This is a genomic window from Paenibacillus cellulositrophicus (assembly GCF_009363095.1).
Lineage (GTDB): Bacteria > Bacillota > Bacilli > Paenibacillales > Paenibacillaceae > Paenibacillus_AQ > Paenibacillus_AQ favisporus.
In genome coordinates this window covers 3,243,461-3,265,279 of record NZ_CP045295.1, presented here as the reverse complement: position 1 = coordinate 3,265,279, position 21,819 = coordinate 3,243,461, and the positions used below count along the sequence as shown (strand labels likewise).

26 protein-coding genes are annotated in these 21,819 nt (G+C 53.7%); all 26 read left to right on the top strand.

The genetic code is table 11. The annotated features are described in order from the left end of the window. Window positions 1-217 precede the first annotated feature (217 nt). The 26 genes from GCU45_RS14710 to GCU45_RS14585 all read left to right on the top strand — a co-directional run bounded on the left by GCU45_RS14710 (window position 218) and on the right by GCU45_RS14585 (window position 21,818). Window positions 218-1,519 (top strand): sugar ABC transporter permease, encoded by a 1,302-nt coding sequence (locus GCU45_RS14710; protein WP_152399469.1) that lies wholly within the window; start codon window positions 218-220, stop codon window positions 1,517-1,519. Then, complete coding sequence (locus tag GCU45_RS14705) at window positions 1,516-2,361, top strand: sugar ABC transporter permease (RefSeq protein ID WP_076172723.1); 846 nt, start codon at window positions 1,516-1,518, stop codon at window positions 2,359-2,361. The genes GCU45_RS14710 and GCU45_RS14705 overlap by 4 nt, the downstream gene beginning before the upstream one ends. A 283-nt stretch (window positions 2,362-2,644) precedes the next feature. After that, window positions 2,645-2,851: a hypothetical protein gene (locus GCU45_RS14700; RefSeq protein WP_152399468.1), complete on the top strand. Its 207-nt coding sequence runs from the start codon at window positions 2,645-2,647 to the stop codon at window positions 2,849-2,851. Between the two features lie 271 nt (window positions 2,852-3,122). Beyond that, complete coding sequence (locus GCU45_RS14695) at window positions 3,123-3,752, top strand: hypothetical protein (RefSeq protein WP_145026995.1); 630 nt, start codon at window positions 3,123-3,125, stop codon at window positions 3,750-3,752. Beyond that, a complete protein-coding gene (locus GCU45_RS14690) occupies window positions 3,742-4,290 on the top strand; it encodes an accessory gene regulator ArgB-like protein (protein ID WP_244364572.1) in 549 nt (182 codons plus the stop codon). Before GCU45_RS14695 ends, GCU45_RS14690 begins: the two co-directional genes overlap by 11 nt. Beyond that, on the top strand, window positions 4,268-4,408 hold the full coding sequence (locus GCU45_RS14685) for an AgrD family cyclic lactone autoinducer peptide (RefSeq protein WP_089549203.1): 141 nt from the start codon (window positions 4,268-4,270) through the stop codon (window positions 4,406-4,408). Before GCU45_RS14690 ends, GCU45_RS14685 begins: the two co-directional genes overlap by 23 nt. Before the next feature lie 19 nt (window positions 4,409-4,427). Then, window positions 4,428-4,805, top strand: a complete 378-nt coding sequence (locus GCU45_RS14680) for a LytTR family transcriptional regulator (RefSeq protein WP_163880297.1) — start codon at window positions 4,428-4,430, stop codon at window positions 4,803-4,805. A 157-nt stretch (window positions 4,806-4,962) separates the two neighbouring features. Further along, window positions 4,963-5,607: a TetR/AcrR family transcriptional regulator gene (locus GCU45_RS14675; protein ID WP_105445773.1), complete on the top strand. Its 645-nt coding sequence runs from the start codon at window positions 4,963-4,965 to the stop codon at window positions 5,605-5,607. 122 nt (window positions 5,608-5,729) lie between these two features. Then, window positions 5,730-6,593: a transporter substrate-binding domain-containing protein gene (locus GCU45_RS14670; protein WP_152399467.1), complete on the top strand. Its 864-nt coding sequence runs from the start codon at window positions 5,730-5,732 to the stop codon at window positions 6,591-6,593. A 35-nt stretch (window positions 6,594-6,628) separates the two neighbouring features. Next, window positions 6,629-7,273 (top strand): amino acid ABC transporter permease, encoded by a 645-nt coding sequence (locus GCU45_RS14665; protein ID WP_089549199.1) that lies wholly within the window; start codon window positions 6,629-6,631, stop codon window positions 7,271-7,273. 13 nt (window positions 7,274-7,286) lie between these two features. Next, window positions 7,287-8,039, top strand: coding sequence for an amino acid ABC transporter ATP-binding protein (locus tag GCU45_RS14660; RefSeq protein ID WP_152399466.1), 753 nt, complete (start codon window positions 7,287-7,289; stop codon window positions 8,037-8,039). Between the two features lie 84 nt (window positions 8,040-8,123). Further along, window positions 8,124-9,341 carry a M24 family metallopeptidase gene (locus GCU45_RS14655; RefSeq protein WP_152399465.1) on the top strand — a complete coding sequence of 406 codons (1,218 nt, stop codon included), beginning with the start codon at window positions 8,124-8,126 and terminating at the stop codon, window positions 9,339-9,341. Window positions 9,342-9,572: 231 nt separating this feature from the next. Then, window positions 9,573-9,779, top strand: a complete 207-nt coding sequence (gene sda, locus GCU45_RS14650) for a sporulation histidine kinase inhibitor Sda (RefSeq protein ID WP_152399464.1) — start codon at window positions 9,573-9,575, stop codon at window positions 9,777-9,779. Between the two features lie 321 nt (window positions 9,780-10,100). Further along, the gene (locus tag GCU45_RS14645; protein WP_152399463.1) at window positions 10,101-10,802 is read left to right on the top strand and encodes a response regulator transcription factor; all 702 of its coding nucleotides are present in this window, start codon (window positions 10,101-10,103) and stop codon (window positions 10,800-10,802) included. Continuing rightward, on the top strand, window positions 10,799-11,788 hold the full coding sequence (locus tag GCU45_RS14640; RefSeq protein WP_152399462.1) for a sensor histidine kinase: 990 nt from the start codon (window positions 10,799-10,801) through the stop codon (window positions 11,786-11,788). The genes GCU45_RS14645 and GCU45_RS14640 overlap by 4 nt, the downstream gene beginning before the upstream one ends. A 90-nt stretch (window positions 11,789-11,878) precedes the next feature. Further along, window positions 11,879-12,649: an ABC transporter ATP-binding protein gene (locus tag GCU45_RS14635; protein WP_116232892.1), complete on the top strand. Its 771-nt coding sequence runs from the start codon at window positions 11,879-11,881 to the stop codon at window positions 12,647-12,649. Beyond that, window positions 12,624-14,573, top strand: a complete 1,950-nt coding sequence (locus tag GCU45_RS14630) for an ABC transporter permease (RefSeq protein WP_152399461.1) — start codon at window positions 12,624-12,626, stop codon at window positions 14,571-14,573. The genes GCU45_RS14635 and GCU45_RS14630 overlap by 26 nt, the downstream gene beginning before the upstream one ends. Window positions 14,574-14,611: 38 nt before the next feature. Then, on the top strand, window positions 14,612-15,232 hold the full coding sequence (locus tag GCU45_RS14625; RefSeq protein WP_152399460.1) for a DedA family protein: 621 nt from the start codon (window positions 14,612-14,614) through the stop codon (window positions 15,230-15,232). 31 nt (window positions 15,233-15,263) lie between these two features. Further along, window positions 15,264-16,091 carry an undecaprenyl-diphosphate phosphatase gene (locus tag GCU45_RS14620; protein ID WP_208837148.1) on the top strand — a complete coding sequence of 276 codons (828 nt, stop codon included), beginning with the start codon at window positions 15,264-15,266 and terminating at the stop codon, window positions 16,089-16,091. A gap of 131 nt (window positions 16,092-16,222) precedes the next feature. Then, on the top strand, window positions 16,223-16,693 hold the full coding sequence (locus tag GCU45_RS14615; protein WP_152399458.1) for a helix-turn-helix domain-containing protein: 471 nt from the start codon (window positions 16,223-16,225) through the stop codon (window positions 16,691-16,693). After that, a complete protein-coding gene (locus GCU45_RS14610) occupies window positions 16,683-17,009 on the top strand; it encodes a PIN domain-containing protein (RefSeq protein ID WP_152399457.1) in 327 nt (108 codons plus the stop codon). The genes GCU45_RS14615 and GCU45_RS14610 overlap by 11 nt, the downstream gene beginning before the upstream one ends. Beyond that, the gene (locus GCU45_RS14605; RefSeq protein ID WP_152399456.1) at window positions 16,976-17,323 is read left to right on the top strand and encodes a PIN domain-containing protein; all 348 of its coding nucleotides are present in this window, start codon (window positions 16,976-16,978) and stop codon (window positions 17,321-17,323) included. Before GCU45_RS14610 ends, GCU45_RS14605 begins: the two co-directional genes overlap by 34 nt. 281 nt (window positions 17,324-17,604) lie before the next feature. Further along, entirely contained in the window at window positions 17,605-18,417 is an 813-nt protein-coding gene (locus tag GCU45_RS14600; RefSeq protein WP_152399455.1) for a response regulator transcription factor, read from the top strand. Window positions 18,418-18,429: 12 nt separating this feature from the next. Next, window positions 18,430-19,536 carry a sensor histidine kinase gene (locus GCU45_RS14595; protein ID WP_152399454.1) on the top strand — a complete coding sequence of 369 codons (1,107 nt, stop codon included), beginning with the start codon at window positions 18,430-18,432 and terminating at the stop codon, window positions 19,534-19,536. Between the two features lie 190 nt (window positions 19,537-19,726). Further along, entirely contained in the window at window positions 19,727-20,662 is a 936-nt protein-coding gene (locus GCU45_RS14590; RefSeq protein ID WP_152399453.1) for an ABC transporter ATP-binding protein, read from the top strand. A gap of 28 nt (window positions 20,663-20,690) precedes the next feature. Further along, on the top strand, window positions 20,691-21,818 hold the full coding sequence (locus tag GCU45_RS14585; RefSeq protein WP_152399452.1) for an ABC transporter permease: 1,128 nt from the start codon (window positions 20,691-20,693) through the stop codon (window positions 21,816-21,818). Window position 21,819: the final 1 nt, after the last annotated feature.

The window sequence follows — 21,819 nt, the reverse complement described above, 5'->3', positions numbered from 1 at the left end:
CGCTGTCAGGTAAGGCAAACGTTATGAATGGAAGTATGACCCGCCGCCATCAACCGCGGCGGGTCATTCCCTGACATACCGGTACCGCTGGAAAGCGCGCACGCTTCGGCTGCCGGTATCGCCAAGGAACAGGGCCGGGAAAGCGCGGCCTGTCTTCTTGGAAGCAGTACCCTCCGGGGGTGCTTCCGTTGACCCGGGGAGAGGAGAAGAGGATACGATGAACAGGCTCCGCGGCAAAGCCGCTTTACTGTCGATTATCAGCATGGGATTGGGACAAATCTATAACCGCCAATGGATCAAAGGCATCTTGTTCCTGCTGGTCGAGGCTTTTGGCATTTACTACTTCATCAACAATTTGGGAAGAGCGCTTTGGGGGATTACGTCGCTCGGGGATACGCCGCGTCTGCTCGTGAAAGGCAAGTGGATCGATGGCGACCATTCCATCTTTATCATGATTCAAAGCTTGATCACGCTGCTGTTTCTGCTGATCTTTATCTTCGTATATGTCATGAACGTCAGAGACGCGTACCATACGGCGATCAAGCGGGAAAACGGGCAAGTCCCGAACAGTTTCGCCAAATCCATTAAATTTGTGATGGATTATAAATTCGCCCAAGCCTTTTTGACGCTGCCGGCACTCGGCATCTTGTTCTTTACGATCATGCCGATCCTGTTTATGATCATGCTGGCTTTTACGAACTATTCCGCACCGAACCATATCCCTCCGGCGAAGCTGGTGGACTGGGTCGGATTCCAGACCTTCAAAGATCTGGTGTCGCTGAAAACCTGGAGCCATACGTTTTTCGGCGTATTAACTTGGACCATTATCTGGGCGGTTCTGTCCACGGCGACCACGTATTTGGGCGGCCTGCTCGTTGCGCTTTTGATCAACCAGCAGGGCATCAAATTCAAGGGCATGTGGCGGACGATCCTGGTTATCCCTTATGCCATTCCGCAGCTGATTTCGCTGCTCGTCATGAGGAATATGTTTAACGGCCAGTTCGGGCCGATCAACCAGTACCTCGGCTACTTCGGGCTCGGCGGCCTTCCTTGGCTGACCGATCCGTTCTGGGCCAAGGTGACGGTTATTCTCGTCAACATGTGGGTGGGCATTCCGGTCTCGATGATCCTGATCATGGGCGTGCTCACGACCATTCCGAAGGACATGTACGAAGCGGCTGAAGTCGACGGGGCAAGCGCGTATCAGAAGTTTCGCATCGTTACGCTGCCGATGATCCTCTTCTCGACGGCACCGACACTGATCATGCAGTTTGCCGGAAACATCAACAACTTCAACATGATTTTCCTGTTGACAAACGGGAACCCGGTGGTCGGAGACTACCAGTATGCGGGAGCGACGGACCTTCTCGTGACCTGGCTGTACAAACTGACGCTGGATCAGAACAAATACAATATGGCGTCGGCCGTCGGCATCATTATCTTCCTGATCATCGCCATATTCTCCATCTACAATTACCGGCGGACCAAATCATTTAAAGAGGAGGATATGATCCAATGAGCGGACGTCAAGGCAGAAAAGCAGTTCGGCTAACGGTCAGCTACATCATTCTCATCATTATGGCCATCGGCTCGATCTATCCGGCCCTCTGGGTCATTCTCGGCTCCTTCCGCCCGGGGAAATCGCTCTACAGCAAGACGCTTCTTCCGGAAGCGTTCACGCTGGACCATTATCGGGAACTGTTTACGTCCAGCAGCATTTTGTTCGGCCAGTGGTACATGAACACCCTGAAAATCGCCGTGTGCTCGATGATCATCGGCGTCTTCCTGACCCTGCTCACGAGCTATGCGGTGTCGCGTTTCCGCTTCAAGTGGCGCAAGACGGCTTTGTCGACCGTGCTCATCCTCGGCATGTTCCCGGGATTCATGAGTATGATCGCGATTTACCTGCTGCTGAAGGAGTGGCATTTGCTGGATACGCATCTCGCACTGATCATCGTCTATGCGGCGGGAGCGCCGCTAGGCGGCACCTTTATCGCCAAAGGCTTTCTCGACACGATCCCGCGGACGCTGGATGAGGCGGCAAAGATCGACGGAGCGAGCAACTGGACGATTTTCAGCCGTATTATTCTACCGCTGTCCCGGCCGATGCTGACCTACATGGCACTGACGCAGTTCGTCGGCCCATGGGTGGACTACATCTTTGCTCGCCTTGTGCTGCGGACGAAAGAAAATTGGACGCTGGCCGTCGGATTGTTCGACATGGTCAGCACAAATCAGAATACGAACTTTACCACCTTCGCCGCAGGGGCGGTTTTGATTGCGGTGCCGATCACAATCCTCTTTATTTTCCTGCAGCGCCTACTGGTAGACGGTTTAACATCGGGAGCGAGCAAAGGGTAAGCAGAGGATGGAGATTTACTCATCCACGGGCGAGCTGCCGTAACGGGTTGTTTTTTTGATAGACATAATAAAAAAATGAAAGGCACAGTTTTCGCATCATGCATGCAGGCTGTGCCTTTTTATTTGGAGGCTGGCTGTAGCTCCAGAGTGCACCGGGCCCAATTCACGTACAATCAGGAAAGGTTTCCCTTGGATAAAAAGTACCGGATGGGGAGGGATTCGCATTCACATGAAGTATATGTTATAGAGGTGAAAAGAAATAGATCGAAGGGAGTTTACCTGTATGAATCAATCATGTTTCGAAGACCGGATTTACTGTATGGGATGCGGCAAGCTCGTGAAGGAGCACCAGGCCAGACAGGTGCTGAAGACCGGATACTATATGCACACTCACCGGCTGGCGGCGGGATGCGATGAGTGCGGAGCGCATTACGTGGATTTGCTGCCGGATGATACAGCCTCAAGAGCTGTGAGCTACCACATTTTTTGAAAGCGTATTCAAATAAATAGGGTTTGTGTCGATTTAACCGGGAACATGTCGTAAAAAAATTCGCTAAAACATAAAATTCCATCTTTCGTTTTTATCGACAACGTCGTATGTTTATAGTAAGTTAAAAATTCCAATTTATAAAATATATTAGGGAAGCAAAATGCACCGGGGAAGTCCCCCGGCGTATGGATGCTGGCCGCCGCCTGTGAACCGTGAGAATAACGGAAGAAAAGTCAAACATAGGAATGGTACGGTAGTAGGAGGAAGTTAGGTGGAAGCTCTCGGCTTCATGTTTTTTTCAACGCTGGAGACATTTGCGATCTATTCGCTGACGATGTCGCTGTTTAGGTTCAAAACCTCGGATTACTTGTGGCAGACTCTGTGTATCACGCTGCTGGCGAATGTGCAGAGCTATGTAATGAGGGACGAGCTGTCGCTGGCATTTGCGGCACCGTTAATCACGATTCTGATTTACATTCTGCTGTATACGACCGTGATGAAGATTCCTCTGGCCTGGTCGGCTATCTGCACGATTCTGGGTTATGCGCTGTATGCGCTCATCCAGACCGTCTATGTGCTCTGGTTGTTCGGATCGGTTCAGGAAGCCAGCGCCACGGACGTTAACTCTTACAGCTTGCAGGTTGTCTCGGCGTTAACGGGACTTGGGGTATCGTGGCTCATGTACAAGTTTGGCATCGGGTTCGCCTTTGACTTTGAAAGGCTGCGCTTCAAGAAAGAGCACATCGTGCTGGTGCTGCTGATTATGGTCACGCTCGTCTTGGTGGAATTTATTTTCTATTACAACAAGGTATGGATCAACGTTCTGTTTTTCGCCTGCACGTTCGGTCTCTTTTTGTATTACACCATCCGCAAGGAGGAGGAGGATATCCATGCTGATTGAAACGGCCGCCGTACGAATCGCTGAAGGGATCAAGCGGCAGGTTCCGGATCATAAATCCTCGGTGAACATCCTCAAACATGCGATTGCCGTCATTCTGAACGTGGTGTTGATCATCGTCCTCACGCTGCTGATCGCGTTCTTCACAGGGCATATGGCCCGCGCGGCGACGGCGCTGATCGGATTTGCGCTGCTGCGCCAATTCACGGGCGGTATTCATCTGAAAACCGGGGAATGGTGCGTGCTTGTCACTACCGCCTTGTTCACCCTGGTGTCGTTCATCGAGCTATCCGCCTTCTATGTTCAGGTACTGAACGTTCTCAGCATGGTGCTTGTGGCTGCATTTGCTCCGTGCAAAATCGAAAAGCAATCCAGAATACCGCGCAGGCATTATCCCAAGCTGCGGGTGATCGGAGTCCTCATTGTACTGGCCAACGTCCTGATTCAGTCGCAGACGCTTGCCGTCGTCTTCTTCGTCCAAGCCCTCAGCCTGATCCACCGAAAGGAGGTGAAACGCCATGTCACTGATCAGCAAAGTTAAGCACAGCACATTCACAGCCATTGCTTCGGCATTAACGCTGGTAGCTGTGTATCTCGTAAGTGTTGCCAGTCCTGTGTATATTTACAGCGGTGAGACGCCTGAGGAGCTGCTGAAGTGAAATGGAGGAGCTGATTCAGATGCAATATCTTACGGTTTCACGAGATATTGAAGGGGAATCAGGCATCGTCAATCTTCGGGTACACGATATTTTGTTCATGGAATTCAGCATTCCGGCAGACCGGGTTGTCGTTCATACGATGGAAGAGCAGTTTTATATGAACGGCACGCTCAAATACTGGTCCGGCATGCTGAGCGCGAGCGGGTATACGTTCCGCAACGTGGACCGGAACCTCGTCAACGTGGACAGGATTATGCTGATCGACAGCGTGTACAAGAAGGCGTATTTTGAGCCGGAAATCCATAAGGGCTCCAAATGCTGCACCATGGCGTTTAAAAGGTACAACAAGATTAAAGAGGAGCTATTAGCCTATAACCCGGGAATATTGATCGTCTGAAAGGAGCTGCGCTGAGCAGCTCTTTTTTTTTTGCTTCTTCAACGCTTCTCAAAAAGCGCAGAGCTGCTGGCGAGGAAGAAATTACGCTTGACCCCAAAGGCTTCATATACTATAGTAAACCCATCGGAATTAAATTAACTGACTCGTCAGTCAAGTGATGAAAGGGGTCCTGATTCTGCCATCGCAAACTAATGAGGAACCACAGCGCGAGCAGGAGCTGAGGCAGGCAGCCCTCGAGCTGTTTGCACGCAAAGGTTACCATAATACAAAGATATCGGAAGTGGTGAAGGCGGCCGGCGTCTCGCAGGGGACGTTCTACTGGTATTTTGACGGGAAGGAGCAGATGGCCATCCGTTTGGTGGAGAACGGTCGGGACAAGCTGGTCGAGGTCATTGAACAGGGATACCGCAAGCATGCGGGATCTGTAGACGACATGGTGAATTCCTCAGCCAACCTGCTGACCAACCTGTTCGAGTTTGCCAATGAAAACCGGAATTTGATGGCCTTTCTGCTGATCAAGGGGCAAGGCGCTGATCCCAAGGTCCGTTCGGCGGTATCGGAAGTGTGGATCGCGTTTGAAGAGGCCTTTAAGAAAAATGTGCTCCGCGCTATAGAGTTGGGCATGCTGCCGCAGTTTACGGACGTTTCGCTGCGCGTGAACATTCTCGTGTCGCTCATCACGGGCGTTTTGACCAAATGGTTGTTCGGTCCGCTGCATGACGTGGACTACGAGCCTGTGTACACCGCATCGCAGATTGCCGAAGAAACGGCCCGGTTCGAGTTCCGCGGGCTGCTGGGTTAAATATTACAACCTATATAGAATGAACTAAAGAAATGAATAATACAGGCCTCTATTGGGCCGTATAACAGGAAGTTCAATAAAAACATTAGTTCAATCTATATATTTTAAGGGGGATTATAGAAATGAAGTTTAGAGCCAAATCACTATTTATGTCGCTGTCGCTGATCGCCGTTATCGCTCTGGTACTGGCCGGCTGCGGCAAAGATCAGGCATCATCGGGCAGCAATGCTTCCGGTGGAAGCGGCAATCAGGCGTCTTCTTCGGCTGGCAATCTGCTTGAGCAGGTCAAGAAGAACGGAAAAATCAAGGTAGGTTTGATGGGTACGTATGCTCCGTATAACTTCTTGAACGACAAGAAGGAAGTAGACGGATACGACGCCGACATCGCCAAAGCGATCGCTAAGAAGCTCGGAGTTGAGGCTGAGTTCATTACCGGCGAATTTTCGGGCCTGATCGAAGGGCTGCAGCAGGGAAAATACGACGTGCTGATCAGCCAGGTGACAATCACGGATGACCGGAAGAAAACGATGGACTTCTCAGAGCCTTACATCAAGAACTCTGTGAATGTGGTCGTGAAGAGCGACAATGATACGATCAAGTCGATCGACGATTTTAAAGGCAAGAAGATCGGTGTCGGACTTGGCACCAATGACGAGAAATACCTGCGCGACGAAGCGATGCCGAAGGTTGGCAAGTTTGAAATCGCAACGTACAACGACGTCATTTCGTCTCTGATGGATTTGAACACGGGCCGGATTGACGCAACGATCAACAACATGTTCGCCCTGAAGCCTCTTATCGACCAGAACCATCTGAAGATCAAAGCGGTCGGCGATTCCATCAAGGACGATTATGCCGGTGTTGCGATGCGCAAGAACAATCCGGAACTGCTGGATGCAATCAACAAAGCGCTGGACGAAATGAAGACCGACGGAACGCTGAAGGAAATCCACCAAAAATGGTTTGGCGTCGATCCAAGCTTTTAAGTTATGAGTCTTACAGCTGTGGGAGGCCGTTTTAAATGAAATTGGTAATGGATAATTTGGGTTTTCTGTTTACGGGAGCCTACTACACCCTACTCATCACGATCGTCTCCATGTTTTTTGGGTTGTTTATCGGACTGTTCACAGCCATCGCCCGGTTAAAAGGAAACCGGCTGATCGCCGGCATCGCCAGGGTATATGTGTCCATCATCCGCGGAACCCCGATTATCGTGCAAATCTTCATCATTTACTACGGCTTGCCCGATTACGGGATTGCACTGCAGCCGATGACGGCCGCCTATATTTCGCTTAGCATTAATATAGGCGCTTATTTGTCTGAGACTATCCGCGGGGCGATCTTGTCCGTGGATAAAGGGCAGACCGAAGCGGCGCTGTCTCTGGGGCTGACGCCATGGCAGACGTTGCGCAAGGTCGTTCTGCCCCAGGCGGCCCGGACGGCGATTCCGCCGATGGGCAACACGTTCATCGGGATGCTTAAGGAAACGTCGCTGGTGTCCATCGTCACGGTTACAGAGCTGCTGCGTTCGGCGCAGCTGCTGATCGCCCAGTATTACGTGGCAATGCCGTTCTACCTTGCTATCGCCGTCATGTACTGGGTGATGAGCACAGGCTTTTCGGCGATTTTGAACGTCATTGAGCGGAAGCTGTCCAAGGCTTATTAAGGAGGGAGAAGGCATGATCGAAGTCAGCCATTTAAGCAAAAGCTTCGGATCGTTATCGGTTCTGAAGGATGTGAGCCTGAACATTCGGCAGGGCGAAATCGTGGTGCTCCTGGGACCCAGCGGCTCGGGCAAGAGTACCTTGCTCCGGTGCCTGAACGGCCTGGAGCAGGCTGATGCCGGCTCGGTCCGCATCGACAGCGTCCACATCGAAGCTGCGATGCGCGCCAAAGAGCGAAAAAAGGCAGTCCACGAGCTGCGCAGCCTGACGGGCATGGTGTTTCAATCGTTCAATTTGTTCCCTCACCTCACCGTCCTGGACAATGTGATCATGGCCCCGATGACGGTGAAAAATATGCCGAAGGAACAAGCGATTGACATTGCCGAAAAGCTGCTTGGCAAGGTAGGTCTGGCGGAGAAGAGGGACGAGTATCCTTCGCGGCTGTCCGGCGGGCAGCAGCAGCGGGTGGCGATCGCCCGCGCTTTGGCGATGGAGCCGAAGATCATGCTGTTCGACGAGCCGACATCGGCGCTGGATCCGGAGCTGACCGGCGAGGTGCTGCAGGTGATGCGGCAGCTGGCGGAAGAAGGAATGACGATGGTCGTCGTTACGCATGAGATGAAATTCGCGCAGGAAGTGGCGAATCGGATCGTATTTATGAGCGAAGGCATCATTCAGGAAGAAGGGGCGCCGGAGTATTTCTTTGCCGGACCGAAAACGGAACGGGCGCGCAAGTTCCTTCGCCAGATGGCGCAGGAGCCAGTCTAGGCTGGAATATAAACGATGATACACGGACTTAAGAACGGAAAAACGGAGACAGGACAGCCTGATCCGAAGGAGTTGAAGCGCAGCATGAATGATCATCATCAGCAGCATCTGGACATGATTTCGGAGCGGGTACGGCGGATCATGGACAGTGAAAATATCGACGCGCTGGTCGCGACCAGCAGCGAAAATTTTTATTATCTCTCAGGGCATCAGAGTGCCTTTATGTATACCCTGCGCATGAGTGAGGTTGGACTGGCTGTTCATTTCCGCGATCCTGGGCGGAAGGCAGTCATCATCATGAATGATTTCGAAGCCGCCGGGTTTGCCGGGGATTCCGAGCAGTATGAGGTTCGCACCTACCCTACTTGGGTAGATGTGGATGATCCGCTTCATTTGAAAGGCGGCAGCTATCAAGGGAAGCGGCCGGTGTCCCCGCAGGCAGAGGAGATGTTCGGCGTCCTTCAGCAGGTGCTGGAGGAGTACGGCATCTCCCGGGGGCGAATTGCGGCCGAGCTGGATTTGATGCGGCATTCTTCCGTGATGGCGCTGCGCAAGGCGTGCCCAGACATTTCCGAGCTGGCCGAGGCGGGGCCGATCTTCACGCGGCTTCGAGCGATCAAGACGCCGTGGGAAATTCAGCAGCTGCGCAGGGCATGCGCTTATGCGGAAGCAGGCGTCGAGTACGCCGTGCGCGAAATTGAGCCGGGTGTTTCTGCCGCAGGGATCGTGGATGCATTCCGGAGATCGCTGATGCGGAATCCGGACGGGTCGACGCCGCGGTTCCATATGATTTCGGTCGGGGACCACTTTGCCCCTGTACAAGTGTTTGATACCCGGCCAAGCCAGCCGGGGGACGTGATCAAGTTTGACGTAGGCGTCGAGGTGGCCGGCTACGGCTCGGACATCGCCCGCACCTTCGTGCTGGGCGAGCCTACGGATGTCACGAAGCGGATCTATGAGGCCCTCCGGCGCGGGCATGACCGCCTGCTGCAGACGATCGAGCCGGGGATGCCAATGAAGGTGGCATTCCAAGAGGGGATGAGCGTCATCCGTGCGGCGGGGCTGAGCCAGTACAACCGGGGCCATCTGGGGCATAGCGCAGGGCTAAGCCTTGCCGCGGAGGAAGGGCCGTTCATCAGCCCGTCCGAGACGGCGATTTTTGAGCCGAACATGGTCGTCTGCATCGAGACGCCTTACTACGGCTACGGGATTGGAGCCATCATGATTGAGGATATGCTTCTGATTACGGAGAACGGCGTGGAGCGGCTGAACCGTTTAAGCACTGATTTGGTATCTTTGTAATTAAGCGTAATGGAAGTAAAGTTTTGTCTGATTAGGGATTAATTTGACGAATTGATATTTTTATGGAAAACATTCATCCCGATGAAAGTGCGTTTACAAACCGGCTGACTTGGTTTTAAATAGGGTAAGCCCATTTTCCTCGCAAAATCGGTTACTCATCATTAAGGGTTCCTTTCCTCCTGGAAGATCTCCAGGATTCTTAGGGAACCTTGGAAGATCGGGGGGATTGAAATGCAAATCTTGTCTGATGAACAGCTGCTGGAATGCGTGATGCTGGCCAAGCAGTTGGAACTGGATCGGGAATTTCTGGCCCTGCTGATGTCGGAGCTGCAGCGCCGGGGAATCGAGCTGCAGGATGAGGACGGTGTTCTCCTTCAGGAGAATTATCAGGTATCCGGAAGCCGCGAGCTCGATGCAGCTGAAATGTACTTTGCATGATCGGGAGAGTCGTCATGAGACCCATGAGAGCGCCGTTGCAACACTTGCTTCGGGCTCACCGGTTGAGCACCTGACTGAAGAGAATAAAGGCCTCAGCGATGCTGGACCATTCCATATTCGGTAACAAGATTTTCGCTGCAAGCGGTCTGCTTTCAGTGAATGTATGCAATTGGATCGTTTGAGACAAGGAGCTGCGCCCTTTGGGGCTGCGGCTCCTTTTTTATGGCATTCCAGTCTGGAATTCGGCCCGGCAGGCCGGACATGGTACAATACCAAAGGAGTGAGAAGATACCTTTACTTTTCCAAAGGAGATTTTTCGTCATGTTTAAAATTTTCATTGTCGAAGATGACAAGAAGCTTGTCAGCCTGCTGGAGGAGCATTTGCATAAATTCGAATATGACACGCGTTCCGTGACGGATTTCGCTGCGGTTCTGAGCGACTTCCGGAGCTACGATCCTCACCTGGTGCTGCTCGACATCAATTTGCCGAAATACGACGGATACTATTGGTGCCGCCAAATTCGCGGCCTGTCGACCTGCCCGATTATTTTCATATCGGCCCGGGAGGGCAAGATGGACCAAGTGATGGCGCTGGAAAACGGGGCGGACGATTATTTGACCAAGCCGTTCGATTATGAAATCGCCGTGGCCAAAATCAGCAGCCAGCTTCGCCGGGCGTACGGTTCGTATGCCGCATCCCAGCAGATGCGGTCCGTCACGGTCTCAGGGCTTACGCTGGACGTGGACCGGCTCTATCTGACCTTGAACGGGCAAAAGGTGGAGCTCAGCCATACCGAAGCCAAAATATTAGAGGAACTGCTGACCCGCCAAGAGCAGGTCGTCAGCCGCGACCGGCTGCTGGACCGGATCTGGGACGACCAGTCGTTCGTGGATGACAACACCCTGAACGTCTACGTCACCCGCGTCCGCAAAAAACTGTCGGGGCTCGGCGTGCAGGATGCCGTCCAGACCGTCAGGGGCCAAGGTTACCGGCTGCTTCCAAACTGGGAGGACGAAGCATGAAGCTGTATCTGAGAGACCAAGCCCCGCTTATCGCCCTTTATATTCTGCAATTATTTCTCATCACGCTGGTATACCGGCTCGACGGATACCGGAACACCGAGGTCAGCCTATATGCGGCGCTGCTCAGCAGCTTCCTGTTCGCCGGCTACCTCCTGATCCGGTACTGGCGCAACCGGACCTTCTATGCTCGGCTGTCCGCGTCGTCCCCGACGACGGAAGAGCTGCTGAACAACAAGCAGCAGACTCCCTTGTCCCTGAGCCTGCACCGTCTGATCAAGGGGCAGTACCGCCGCTATCAAACCGAGCTGCAGCAGTATAAGCACAAGCTCGATTACCATATTCAATTCATCAACCAGTGGGTGCATCAGATGAAGACGCCTGTGTCGGTCATCCATCTGATCATTCAGCATCAGGACAAGCCGGAGTTCACCGCGATCGGCGATGAGCTCGACCGGCTCCGGAAGGGGCTGGACATGGTGCTGTACACCGCCCGGCTCGACACGTTCGAAAAAGACTTTTATGTGGAAGAGCTGGATCTGGAGCAGGTGGTGCGTTCGGTGACGTCCTCACAGCGCCGGCTGTTTATACGGAGCCGCATCTTTCCTGTCATCGAGTTCGAACGGCCGCTTCGAATCGCTTCGGACGAGAAGTGGCTGTCCTTTGTCATGACCCAGCTGGTCACGAACGCGGTCCGGTATTCTGCAGGGGAGGAGCACCGGCAAATCCGGTTCCGCGGATACCAGAGCGGCAGCGAGGCGGTCCTGGACATCCAGGACGAGGGCATCGGCATTCCTCAGGGGGATCTGCCGCGCGTGTTCGACCCGTATTTTACCGGCGAGAACGGCCGGTTGTACCAGGAATCGACCGGGATGGGACTGTACCTGGTCAAGCAGATTTGCAGCCGCATGGGACACGGCGTCGAGATCGAATCGGAGGAAGGACGGGGAACGACCGTCCGGATCAAATTCAAGCTTACAAATGTGTAAGCTAGTGTAATGTTGCGCGATGGCAGGCTGAAGCAGGCACTGCCTATAATAAGCCTATGACAGAAATCAAAGCGGAGGAGCCTGGAGCACGTGACGATTCTGGAAGTGAAGCATTTGTCAAAAATCTATGAAGGCCGCGTACCGCTGCAGGCGCTCGACCATATCCAGTTTGCGGTGTCCGCCGGCGAATTCGTGGGTGTGATGGGCCCCTCGGGGAGCGGCAAGACTACGCTGCTCAACGTGATTGCGACCATCGACGAGCCGACGGCCGGCGAAGTCTGGATTAACGGGACCAACCCGCATCAGTTGAGCCGCAAACAGACCGCGCTGTTCCGCAGGCGGGAGCTGGGCTTCGTGTTCCAGCACTTCAACCTGCTCGATACGTTGAGCGTCGGGGAGAACATCGTGCTGTCCCTGTCGCTGGACGGGGTGCCCGTACGGGAGATGGAGCGCAGGCTGGAGGAAGTGGCGGAGAAGCTTGGCATTCGCGGGATTCTGGACAAGCGCACCTACGAGATTTCGGGGGGACAGATGCAGCGGACAGCCATCGCACGGGCGCTGATCCACCGGCCTTCGCTGATTTTGGCGGATGAGCCGACGGGCAATCTCGACTCCAAGGCGTCCAAGGATGTCATGGAGACGCTGGATCAGATGAACCGGCAGGAGCAGGCGACGGTGCTGATGGTGACCCATGATCCGGTCGCGGCGAGCTTCTGCCACCGGGTCATTTTTATCAAGGACGGCAAATTCTATAACGAAATCTATCAGGGCAGCAACCGGCAGGCGTTTTTCCAGAAAATCATCGACATGCTGTCGCTGCTGGGGGGAGACAATCGTGTCCTTTCTACAGTTCGTTTATAGAAACGTCGCCCGCAGCAAGCGGACCTATGCGGCTTATTTTCTCAGCAGCGCCTTCTCGGTCATGATCTTCTTCATCTGCGCCCTGTTCCTGTTCAGCCCCTATATCCGCGGGCAGCTGATCTACCCGATCGTGATGCAGACGATGATCACCGCCGAATGCATCATGTATCTGTTCTCTTTTTTCTTCGTGCTGTATTCGGTAGGCTCCTTTCTGACCTCGCGGAAGCGGGAGATCGGAATCCTGCTGATGCATGGGATGACCAAGGGACAGCTGAACCGGATGGTCCTGATGGAGAACATGCTGATCGGCCTCGGGGCTATCCTGACCGGTATGGCAGCCGGCCTTATCACAGGCAAGCTCTTTTTGATGATCGGCTCCCGTTCCTTTGGCATGGCCCCGATTCCGTTTTACTTGCCCTGGCAGGCGCTGGCGCTGACAGCGGGCGCATTCGCACTGCTGTTCCTGCTGATTTCGGTCTGCACCTCCGTCATGCTCCGGAACCGGACGCTCATCGAGCTGTTTCAGTCCGGGCAAAGGCCGAAGACGCCGCCGCGGACGTCCGGCATCCAGTCGCTGCTGGCGGCCGTGCTGCTGCTTGCATCTTATGCGCTGGCCGCGACGACCACGGTGAATACGATCTACATCCGCATGCTTCCGGTCGTCATCATGACCATCGCCGGCACGTATTTCCTGTACACCCAGCTTGGCGTATGGGTCGTCCGGCTGCTGCAGAAGCGGAGGCTCTTTTTCTGGAAAAAGACGAATATCGTGACGGTCTCCAATCTGGCGTACCGGCTCAAAGACAACGCGAACATGCTGTTCATGGTGACGATCATTTCGACGGTTTCGTTCTGTGCTGTCGGGGTGTTTGCTTCCATTAATACGCTTTCCGGCCAGTTCCGGGAGGACTACCCGGCGGCGGTCAGCTATCTGTCCAAGGGCGGAAATTCTCTGGAAGCGCAGCATGTGCGGCAGCTTGAGGACGAACTTCGTGCGAAGGGGCTCAGTCCAGCGATCGTCAGCTTTCCGGTCAAAAACATCCAGGTCGGCCTGCCAGCCGGCGAAGGGGACCGTGCGCTGCTTCCGGTCATATCTTATTCCAGCTACAAGCAGGCGGTGGAAGCCGCCGGGGACAGCGACCTGGAGAAGCCGCTAGAGGGCATTGACGCCCTGGTGATGATCAGTTCCGAGCGCGACCGTACCTACACCCGGATCCGGGAGATGGAGGTCTATACGCTGGCGGAAGAGAGGCTGCAAATCCGGGAGATCGGGTACACGTCGCGGGTACCCGTGCCTGAGCATGTCCTACGGGAGATGAAATGGAAGCGGGAAGGCGATTTCAGCGGCCTCGTGGTCAGCGACCGCCTGTTTGACCGACTGACTTCTCCCGTGTCAGTGGACCGGTATACCGGATTCTACGTGGACGACTTCGAGCGTACGCTGGGCCTCGGAGAGCGGCTCGCGCCGCGCGGCGAAGTCCGGTATGACGCCGGACAACCGTACGCGATGACGGTGAGCGGCACGCTGTATGTGACGCAAATGACGTCTTACCGGGCGATGCTGTTTGCAGCGCTGCTGGTGGGAACGGTGTTTTTTATCGCGGCGGGCAGCTTCCTGTATTTCCGCCTCTATGCGGACCTGGACTACGACCGGCGCCAATACGACACGATCGCCAAGATGGGACTGACGGACCGGGAGCTGAACCGGATCGTGACCGGACAGCTCGCGATGCTCTTTTTCGTGCCGATATTTCTAGCCGCTCTGCACAGTATTTTCGCTTTTATGGCGCTGCAAAGCTTCTATTATCTCTCCATCGCTTGGGAAATGGGGGCGGTGCTGGCGTGCTTCGTTACGGCCCAGGTGGCGTATTTTTTCTTCATCCGTTACAACTATTTGCGGAACGTAAGAAAGACCCTGATTTAACGCAGGGCTTCACTATAAACCGTATGGGAGGGAATTCCATGGAGCATTGGATTACCAGCGTCGTGGAACAGTTCGGTTATGTCGGTATTGCGCTCATTATTGCCCTTGAAAATATATTTCCCCCGATTCCGTCGGAGCTGATCCTTACGTTCGGGGGCTTTATGACAACGAAATCGCATCTGACCATCCCGGGCGTCATCGCGGCGGCTACAGTCGGCTCCGTGATCGGAGCGGTCATTCTGTACGGCATCGGCCTGCTGCTGGATGTGAACCGCCTGGAGCGGATCGTGGCCAAATGGGGACGCATTCTGCGGGTCAAATCCTCCGATATCGCCAAGTCGGAGAAGTGGTTCAGCCGTTATGGCTACTTTACGGTGTTCTTCTGCCGGATGATTCCGCTCGTGCGGTCCCTGATCTCGATTCCGGCCGGGATGGCCCGGATGAAGTTTGGTCTGTTTCTGCTCTTTACCACCGTCGGAACGCTGATCTGGAACACGGTGCTCGTGTATTTGGGGGCGGCCCTGGGAGATTCCTGGGAGAGCATTCTGCACTATATGGACATGTATTCGCATGTCGCATACGCCGTGATCGGCCTGGTTATTGTATGCGTGCTGTTCCTGTACCTCCGCCGCGCGCGGGGAATGCGGGTTGAAAAGTAAACTGAAGGAGTTGTGAAACGTTTTGGATTTGATGGAAATCATTAAAGCGGTGATCCTCGGGATCGTAGAAGGATTGACGGAGTTCGCCCCGGTATCGTCGACCGGTCATATGATTATCGTGGACGATATGTGGCTGAAGACCGGGGAGTTTCTGGCCTCTCCCGTAGCCAACACCTTTAAAGTCGTCATTCAGCTGGGCTCGATCCTGGCTGTGGTCGTTGTGTTCTGGAGCCGGTTTCTCGACCTGCTCGGCCTGCGGAGAAGGAAGCCTGAGGCAGGAGGCAGCCGGGCGCAGGGACGCCTGAAGCTGACCCAGGTCCTTGTCGGCCTCATTCCGGCCGGTGTGCTCGGCTTGCTGTTTAACGACTATATTGACGAGCATCTGTTTTCGACGCGGACGGTGCTGATCGGGCTGGTCATCGGGGCGCTCCTGATGATCGCAGCCGACGTATGGCGCCCGAAGCGTCCGAAGACCGAGACGGTGGACCAGATTACATACGGGCAGGCCTTTGGCATCGGACTGGTTCAGTGCCTGTCCCTGTGGCCGGGCTTCTCCCGCTCCGGTTCCACCATCTCCGGCGGGGTTCTGATGGGCATGAGCTACCGGGCGGCTTCCGACTTTACGTTTATTATGGCCGTGCCGATTATGCTCGGTGCCAGCGGGTTGTCGCTGCTGAAGAACTGGGAGTATTTTACGATGGATATGATGCCGTTTTTCTTGGCAGGCTTTATCAGCTCGTTTATCGTGGCGCTGATCGCCATCCGCTTCTTCCTGAAGCTCATCAACCGCATCAAGCTGGTACCGTTCGCCGTGTACCGGATCGTGCTGGCCGCCATCATTTTTCTCGTCATATGGTAACCGTTCGTTATAAGCCCCTCGCAGAGGGGCCTTTTTGAGATAAGAAATTATACATGGATTTACTTTTGGTTTAATGGTTTAATAAGTTTAAAGGTTTAACCGATGTGTTATAATAATGGTGGGTGATAAATATGTCGATGATTGAAAAAAATGAGCTGGTGAAGCGTTTAGAGCATATAAGTCACAATTCATACCTGCCTGAACAGGATCGAGAAACAATCAAAGATACCATCTCTGTTCTTCAGAGCATGATACAAAAGGATTTTCGGAAAACGGTCAGCTCTGTAGAGAAATTAAGGGAGACTATAAGTGGCGACTTTTACATTGTTGAGGAAGTTGCTGAGATGTTTGGCATCAGTGTGCAGAGCGTTTACAAATGGATTAAACTTGGCAAAATCCATGTTGAACAATTTGCGGCTCCTGGTGGGACAAAGTACCTGATACCGAAGGAACAATTCAAAGCACCTAAGTATCAAAAGCAGATTGAATCTGTAAAACGTACCAAAGAAGCCTTGGCCCGAGTTAAACCTGTCGTTGACGAACCATCCGATCTTTACCCGGTAACGGCCGAAGATGATATGGAGGAGCTCGATGTTAAATAAGGTGATCTGCGACACGAACATTTATATCTATGCTTCCTGGGGATTTAATCCGGCTATGGAATTGATTAATGAATTGCGTTTTGATCCGGAAGTGGAATTGCTCCTACCCACTGTCATTCAAACGGAGCTGCAGTCCATTCCACGAGCGCATAAAGACCTGGCATATCAGGAAGTCATCAATGAATTTATTCGCTATCCCAAGGAAGAAGGACTCATCATAGATATTAGCGATAAGATTGCCAAGACGGCAGCCGATCTCCGCGTAACGTGGTCTGAGGAGGTGTGGGGAAGAAGCTCCCCCTTCCGGACGCAGTAATTGCAGCAACAGCAATCGAAATGAATGCGCAGCTCCTGAGCAATAACGATAAGGACTTCAGCTTTGCTGTAGATCGCTTTGGGCTGAAGTTTTTAAATCCTATTGATCGCACAGAATTAGATTTCTTCATGAAGGAAAACAACTTGGCAAAACCTGTTAAAAATTTGCAGCAAACCTTTGAAAAGGTCTGCTCGAAAATGCATGAAGATGATCTACGAAGACTGGCCTCTACTTTATTTAACATTGTTAATCAAGAATCCAAAAGCCAAATTTTAAGAATGGCTTTTAGTTTAAAAAGGAAAAGAGCAGAGTGACTTTCATTTATCTAGGCCGGGCCCAAGCTTTGTTATGAGTCGGCTAAAGCAAAGGGACCCCTTCTGAAACAGGAGGGGTCCCTTTTTTAGGCATTATCGAAAAAACTGATCTGTGTAAAATACTCCCTTCTCAGCAAGATTACAGTGCTAATCGGTCTATCTTCGTAGCTCACCCCCTAGGGAGATTTGATATGAGTTATTGTGTGCTTTGCTGATGCTTAGAAACTCCTTCCAATCCAGGCCGGCCATCAGGTACAATAGGTTCGACAAGGAGGCCTGGCATGAAAATTAGAGTGCTGATTGCGGATGATAATTCGTTTATCCGGGAAGGAATGAAGATCATCCTGAATACGTTCGGGGAGTTTGAGGTGCTGGCTACGGTGAACGATGGGCAGGAAGCGGTGGACTACTGTAGGACCCACGAGGTGGACGTGGTGCTCCTGGACGTGCGGATGCCGAATATGAACGGAGTGGAAGCGACCAAAATATTGACCGAAGAGACCGGAACCAAGCCGCTGATCTTGACGACCTTCGATGACGACGAATACATACTTGATGCAATCCGTTACGGAGCCAAAGGGTATCTGCTGAAGAACAATGACCCCGAGCGCATCCGGGATGCGATCAAGAGCGTGCACAGCGGCAACAACGTACTGCAGGACGTGGTGCTGGATAAGCTGAAGTTGGTGATGGACGGACTGCCTGCGGGCCAGGGGAAAAGGACGGAATCGGGTGCCCCTCAGGAACATGGCGGAGCCCAGCAAGCGGGTGTGCAGGAGGCTGGCGGGAGAGGAGCGTCTGCGACCGCGGGGAGTGCACCTGGCCGGGGCACAACGGGGGCACCGGGAGCATCGGCGGCGCAGGCTAAGGGAGCCTCGTCTTCCGATTGCCCGTTTGACCGCAGCGTATTCACCGAACGCGAGCTGGAAGTGATGTCCCTGATCGCCCAGGGACTGTCCAACAAGGAAATATCCAAAGAGCTGTTTATTTCGGAAGGGACGACGGCCAACTATATTACATCGATCCTGAACAAAACGGCGCTGTCGCACCGCACCCAGATCGCCATCTATTATTTGACCGGCAAGGTCCGGTAGGCGGCGGATTGTATGGAACTGTGGACTGTCGGCAACAAAACGATACTGCTGCTCTTTGTCGTGATCGCCACCTATTTTACAGCAGCCCAACCGGACCCGTGGATCGTGCTGCTGTTTCTCATTTACTCGGCGCTGAATCTGATGCTCCATATCGTGAAGGGCAGCCGGCTGAAGCAGGGCGCCATCGTGCTGATCGAGCTGTTTTTGATCGGCTGCGCGGTGTATCATCCCTTTTTCACGCTGCTGCTGCCCTTCGGGTGTTATGAGCTGGCCACCTTTTATCCCCGGAAGAACGGGGTCGTTCTCCTCGTCATCCTCATTCCGCTGATCTTCCTGCGGGATTCGATGATGGTTCTGTATATGTTCGTGGCCGCGCTGAGCTATTTCAATTATGTGCTGGTCCGGCAGTATATGGGCAGGATCGTCCGCCAGGAAGACGAAAACGAGCTAATACGCAAGGATATGCACCGGCTGGCCCGGAGCTTGAACGAAAACAGGGACTTCGCCAGGGCCTCGGAATATATGGTCAAGCTGGAGGAACGCAGCCGGCTTACCCAGCAGATTCATGACGGGATCGGGCATGCCATGACCGGGGCCCTGATCCAAATGGAGGCCACCAAGCGGCTGCTGCACAGCGACCCCCATACCGCAGAGAGTCTCCTTCAGAACGCCATCGGCATCTCGAAGGAGGCCATCGAGGAAATCCGTGTTACGCTAAAGAATAACAAACCCCCGGTGGAACAGCTCGGACTGAGCCGCCTGAAAACGGCGGTTGAAGCCTTTAGCGGCAAAACGGGGATGATGACCTCTGTCGTTCATGACGGGAACATGGAAATCATCACCCCTCTCCAATGGAAGATCATCTATGAAAATGTGACCGAGGCGCTGACCAACAGCGCCAAGTATTCCGGGGCTACGTCGGCGCATGTGGAAATCCGCGTGCTGAACCGCTTCATCAAAGCGGTCGTCTCCGATAACGGCCAGGGCTCGTCCAAGATCGTTAAAGGTCTGGGCCTGATCGGCATGGAAGAGCGGACGGCATCCGTGAACGGGACGGTCATCGCCGACGGCTCCCAGGGCTTCACGGTCACCACGCTGATTCCGTACGGCAGGGAATGATAAATCTCATATGACAGGTCATGCCCCCACGGCAAAGACATGAATTTTCTCATGGATCAAGGATGAACTTATGCACTGACATAAGGTCATCCTTTTTTATTAAGATAAGAGCATCAAGACAGATGGAGCGGGCGAGATGCATGCCGCCCTGTCGATCTGTTAAAAGGACAACGAAACGGAGTGGGATGAAATGAACGTGCTCGATATTCGGGGGCTGACCAAAAAATTCGGCGAATTCGTCGCCGTGGACAATATGTCGCTGACGGTAAGGGAAGGGGAAATCTTCGGCTTTCTCGGGGCCAACGGCGCCGGCAAAAGCACAACAATCAATATGGTATCGTCACTGCTGCGCCCGAGCAGCGGGGAAATCCGGATTTTGGACCGTGACATCACGAAGCAGAGCCGGTTCGCCAAGCTGAACCTGGGCATCGTGCCGCAGGATCTGGCGATCTATGAAGATATGACAGCCTATGAGAACGTGAGCTTCTTTGCCGGATTGTACGGTCTGCGCGGCACCCAGCTCAAAGAACGGACGGAAGAAGCGCTCGAATTTGTCGGCCTCAGCGACAAGGCGAAGAGCCTGCCGAAGAACTTCTCAGGCGGGATGAAGCGGCGCTTGAACATCGCCTGCGCGATCGCTCATAAGCCGAAGCTTATTATTATGGATGAGCCGACGGTCGGCATCGATCCCCAGTCGCGGAACTATATCCTGACCTCGGTGCGGAATTTGAATGAATCGGGCTGCACGATTATTTATACGAGTCACTATATGGAAGAAGTCGAGGAAATCTGCTCGCGGATCGCCATTGTAGATCATGGCAAAATCATCGCCGAGGGCACGAAGGAGCAGCTGAAGTCAACGATTACCGACGTGAAAGACATCCGCATCGAAGTGAAATCGGCGCAGCCTGCGGCGGCAGGGGTGCTCAAAGCGATTCCGGGCGTGCGGACGGTGCTGCAGGAAGAGAATGTGATCCGGATTCACAGCGACGCGGCGGTCGACAACCTGAACCGGATCCTGAAGCAGCTCATGGATGACGGGATGGAAATCCGCTCGGTGGAAGAAAAGGAGCCCAATCTGGAGACGGTGTTTCTGACCTTGACCGGAAGAAATTTACGGGATTAATCGCTTAAGCGGGGAGGAGGTTCATGAGGTGAATATTTTATCGATTGCATTTAAAGAAATCAAACAGGATTTCCGGGATCGGCGCACACTGATTTTTATGCTTGGCTTTCCGATCATTCTGATGCTGATTCTAGGCCTTGCTCTGACGAACGCATTCAGCGGCGACTTGAGCGTCGGTGACCTGAAGGTGGTCGTGAAGGACACCACCGGAGGAGGACAGCTGTCCGAAGCGTTTGCTGCCTTTACCAAGGAGGCCGGAAAGTCGGGGATCACGTTCGATTCGCTCCCGGCGGGGAAGAACGGCCGTACCGAAGTGGAGAACAACCGCTACGTGGATTATGTGGAGCTGAGCGGGCAGGGGATTTCCCTCTACGGCAGCAGCCGCAGTACGATTGAGAGCAATATTGTGCAAGGGATGCTGACGTCCTTTGCCGATAAGTACAATGCGGCTGCGGCGGTTGCGCAGACCGAGCCTGCACAGGTTCAGGCGGTGTTTGCTGGCGGAGCCGGGTCAGATTACATCAAGGAACTGTCGATCAACGCGAACCGGACGCCGGGGTCGATCGATTACTACGCGCTGGCCCTGACGGTAATGGTTGGCCTGTGGGCGGCCATGCCGGCCGGGGGGCTGATCCAAAGAGAGATCGGGCGCGGAACGGCGGTGCGGCTGGTGACGGCGCCGGTACGCAAAAGCGAGATATTTGCCGGCAAGGTGCTGGGCGGCATCGTGACCAACTTTCTGTTCGTGATCGTCATTATCGTCTTCAGCAAGTACGTCTTCAAGGCGTATTGGGGAGAGCATATGGGCATCGTCCTGATCGTGCTGCTGTCGGAAGTCATCATGGCGCTGAGCCTGGGCCTTGCCTTCAGTTATCTGCTCAAAGGCAGCGCATCGCGGGGCATTATCTCTCTGATCGTTCAGCTGATGTCCTTCTTTGGGGGAGCGTACTTTCCGATCGGGGACGAAGCCGGGGGAGGCATTATGGGATTTCTCGTGAATCTGTCTCCGATCCGCTGGGGAAATCATGGATTGACCCAGGTGATTTATGGAAACGACGTATCCGCTGCCTGGCCGGCGGTGGGACTGTATATCGGGTTTGCCATACTGTTTCTGGGCGCATCCATTGCCGTCATGAGACGCAGGGAGGGATTGTAAC

Excerpts from the sequence above, each read along its gene's own strand:
- GCU45_RS14665 (WP_089549199.1), top strand. The coding sequence starts at position 6,629 with ATGAAATTGGTAATGGATAATTTGGGTTTTCTGTTTACGGGAGCCTAC.
- GCU45_RS14590 (WP_152399453.1), top strand. The coding sequence starts at position 19,727 with ATGAACGTGCTCGATATTCGGGGGCTGACCAAAAAATTCGGCGAATTC.
- GCU45_RS14595 (WP_152399454.1), top strand. The coding sequence starts at position 18,430 with ATGGAACTGTGGACTGTCGGCAACAAAACGATACTGCTGCTCTTTGTC.
- GCU45_RS14680 (WP_163880297.1), top strand. The coding sequence starts at position 4,428 with ATGCAATATCTTACGGTTTCACGAGATATTGAAGGGGAATCAGGCATC.
- GCU45_RS14670 (WP_152399467.1), top strand. The coding sequence starts at position 5,730 with ATGAAGTTTAGAGCCAAATCACTATTTATGTCGCTGTCGCTGATCGCC.
- GCU45_RS14625 (WP_152399460.1), top strand. The coding sequence starts at position 14,612 with ATGGAGCATTGGATTACCAGCGTCGTGGAACAGTTCGGTTATGTCGGT.
- GCU45_RS14620 (WP_208837148.1), top strand. The coding sequence starts at position 15,264 with ATGGAAATCATTAAAGCGGTGATCCTCGGGATCGTAGAAGGATTGACG.
- GCU45_RS14615 (WP_152399458.1), top strand. The coding sequence starts at position 16,223 with ATGTCGATGATTGAAAAAAATGAGCTGGTGAAGCGTTTAGAGCATATA.
- GCU45_RS14685 (WP_089549203.1), top strand. The coding sequence starts at position 4,268 with ATGTCACTGATCAGCAAAGTTAAGCACAGCACATTCACAGCCATTGCT.
- GCU45_RS14610 (WP_152399457.1), top strand. The coding sequence starts at position 16,683 with ATGTTAAATAAGGTGATCTGCGACACGAACATTTATATCTATGCTTCC.
- GCU45_RS14640 (WP_152399462.1), top strand. The coding sequence starts at position 10,799 with ATGAAGCTGTATCTGAGAGACCAAGCCCCGCTTATCGCCCTTTATATT.
- GCU45_RS14660 (WP_152399466.1), top strand. The coding sequence starts at position 7,287 with ATGATCGAAGTCAGCCATTTAAGCAAAAGCTTCGGATCGTTATCGGTT.
- GCU45_RS14690 (WP_244364572.1), top strand. The coding sequence starts at position 3,742 with ATGCTGATTGAAACGGCCGCCGTACGAATCGCTGAAGGGATCAAGCGG.
- GCU45_RS14675 (WP_105445773.1), top strand. The coding sequence starts at position 4,963 with ATGAAAGGGGTCCTGATTCTGCCATCGCAAACTAATGAGGAACCACAG.
- GCU45_RS14710 (WP_152399469.1), top strand. The coding sequence starts at position 218 with ATGAACAGGCTCCGCGGCAAAGCCGCTTTACTGTCGATTATCAGCATG.
- GCU45_RS14655 (WP_152399465.1), top strand. The coding sequence starts at position 8,124 with ATGAATGATCATCATCAGCAGCATCTGGACATGATTTCGGAGCGGGTA.
- GCU45_RS14600 (WP_152399455.1), top strand. The coding sequence starts at position 17,605 with ATGAAAATTAGAGTGCTGATTGCGGATGATAATTCGTTTATCCGGGAA.
- GCU45_RS14700 (WP_152399468.1), top strand. The coding sequence starts at position 2,645 with ATGAATCAATCATGTTTCGAAGACCGGATTTACTGTATGGGATGCGGC.
- GCU45_RS14645 (WP_152399463.1), top strand. The coding sequence starts at position 10,101 with ATGTTTAAAATTTTCATTGTCGAAGATGACAAGAAGCTTGTCAGCCTG.
- GCU45_RS14705 (WP_076172723.1), top strand. The coding sequence starts at position 1,516 with ATGAGCGGACGTCAAGGCAGAAAAGCAGTTCGGCTAACGGTCAGCTAC.
- sda (WP_152399464.1), top strand. The coding sequence starts at position 9,573 with ATGCAAATCTTGTCTGATGAACAGCTGCTGGAATGCGTGATGCTGGCC.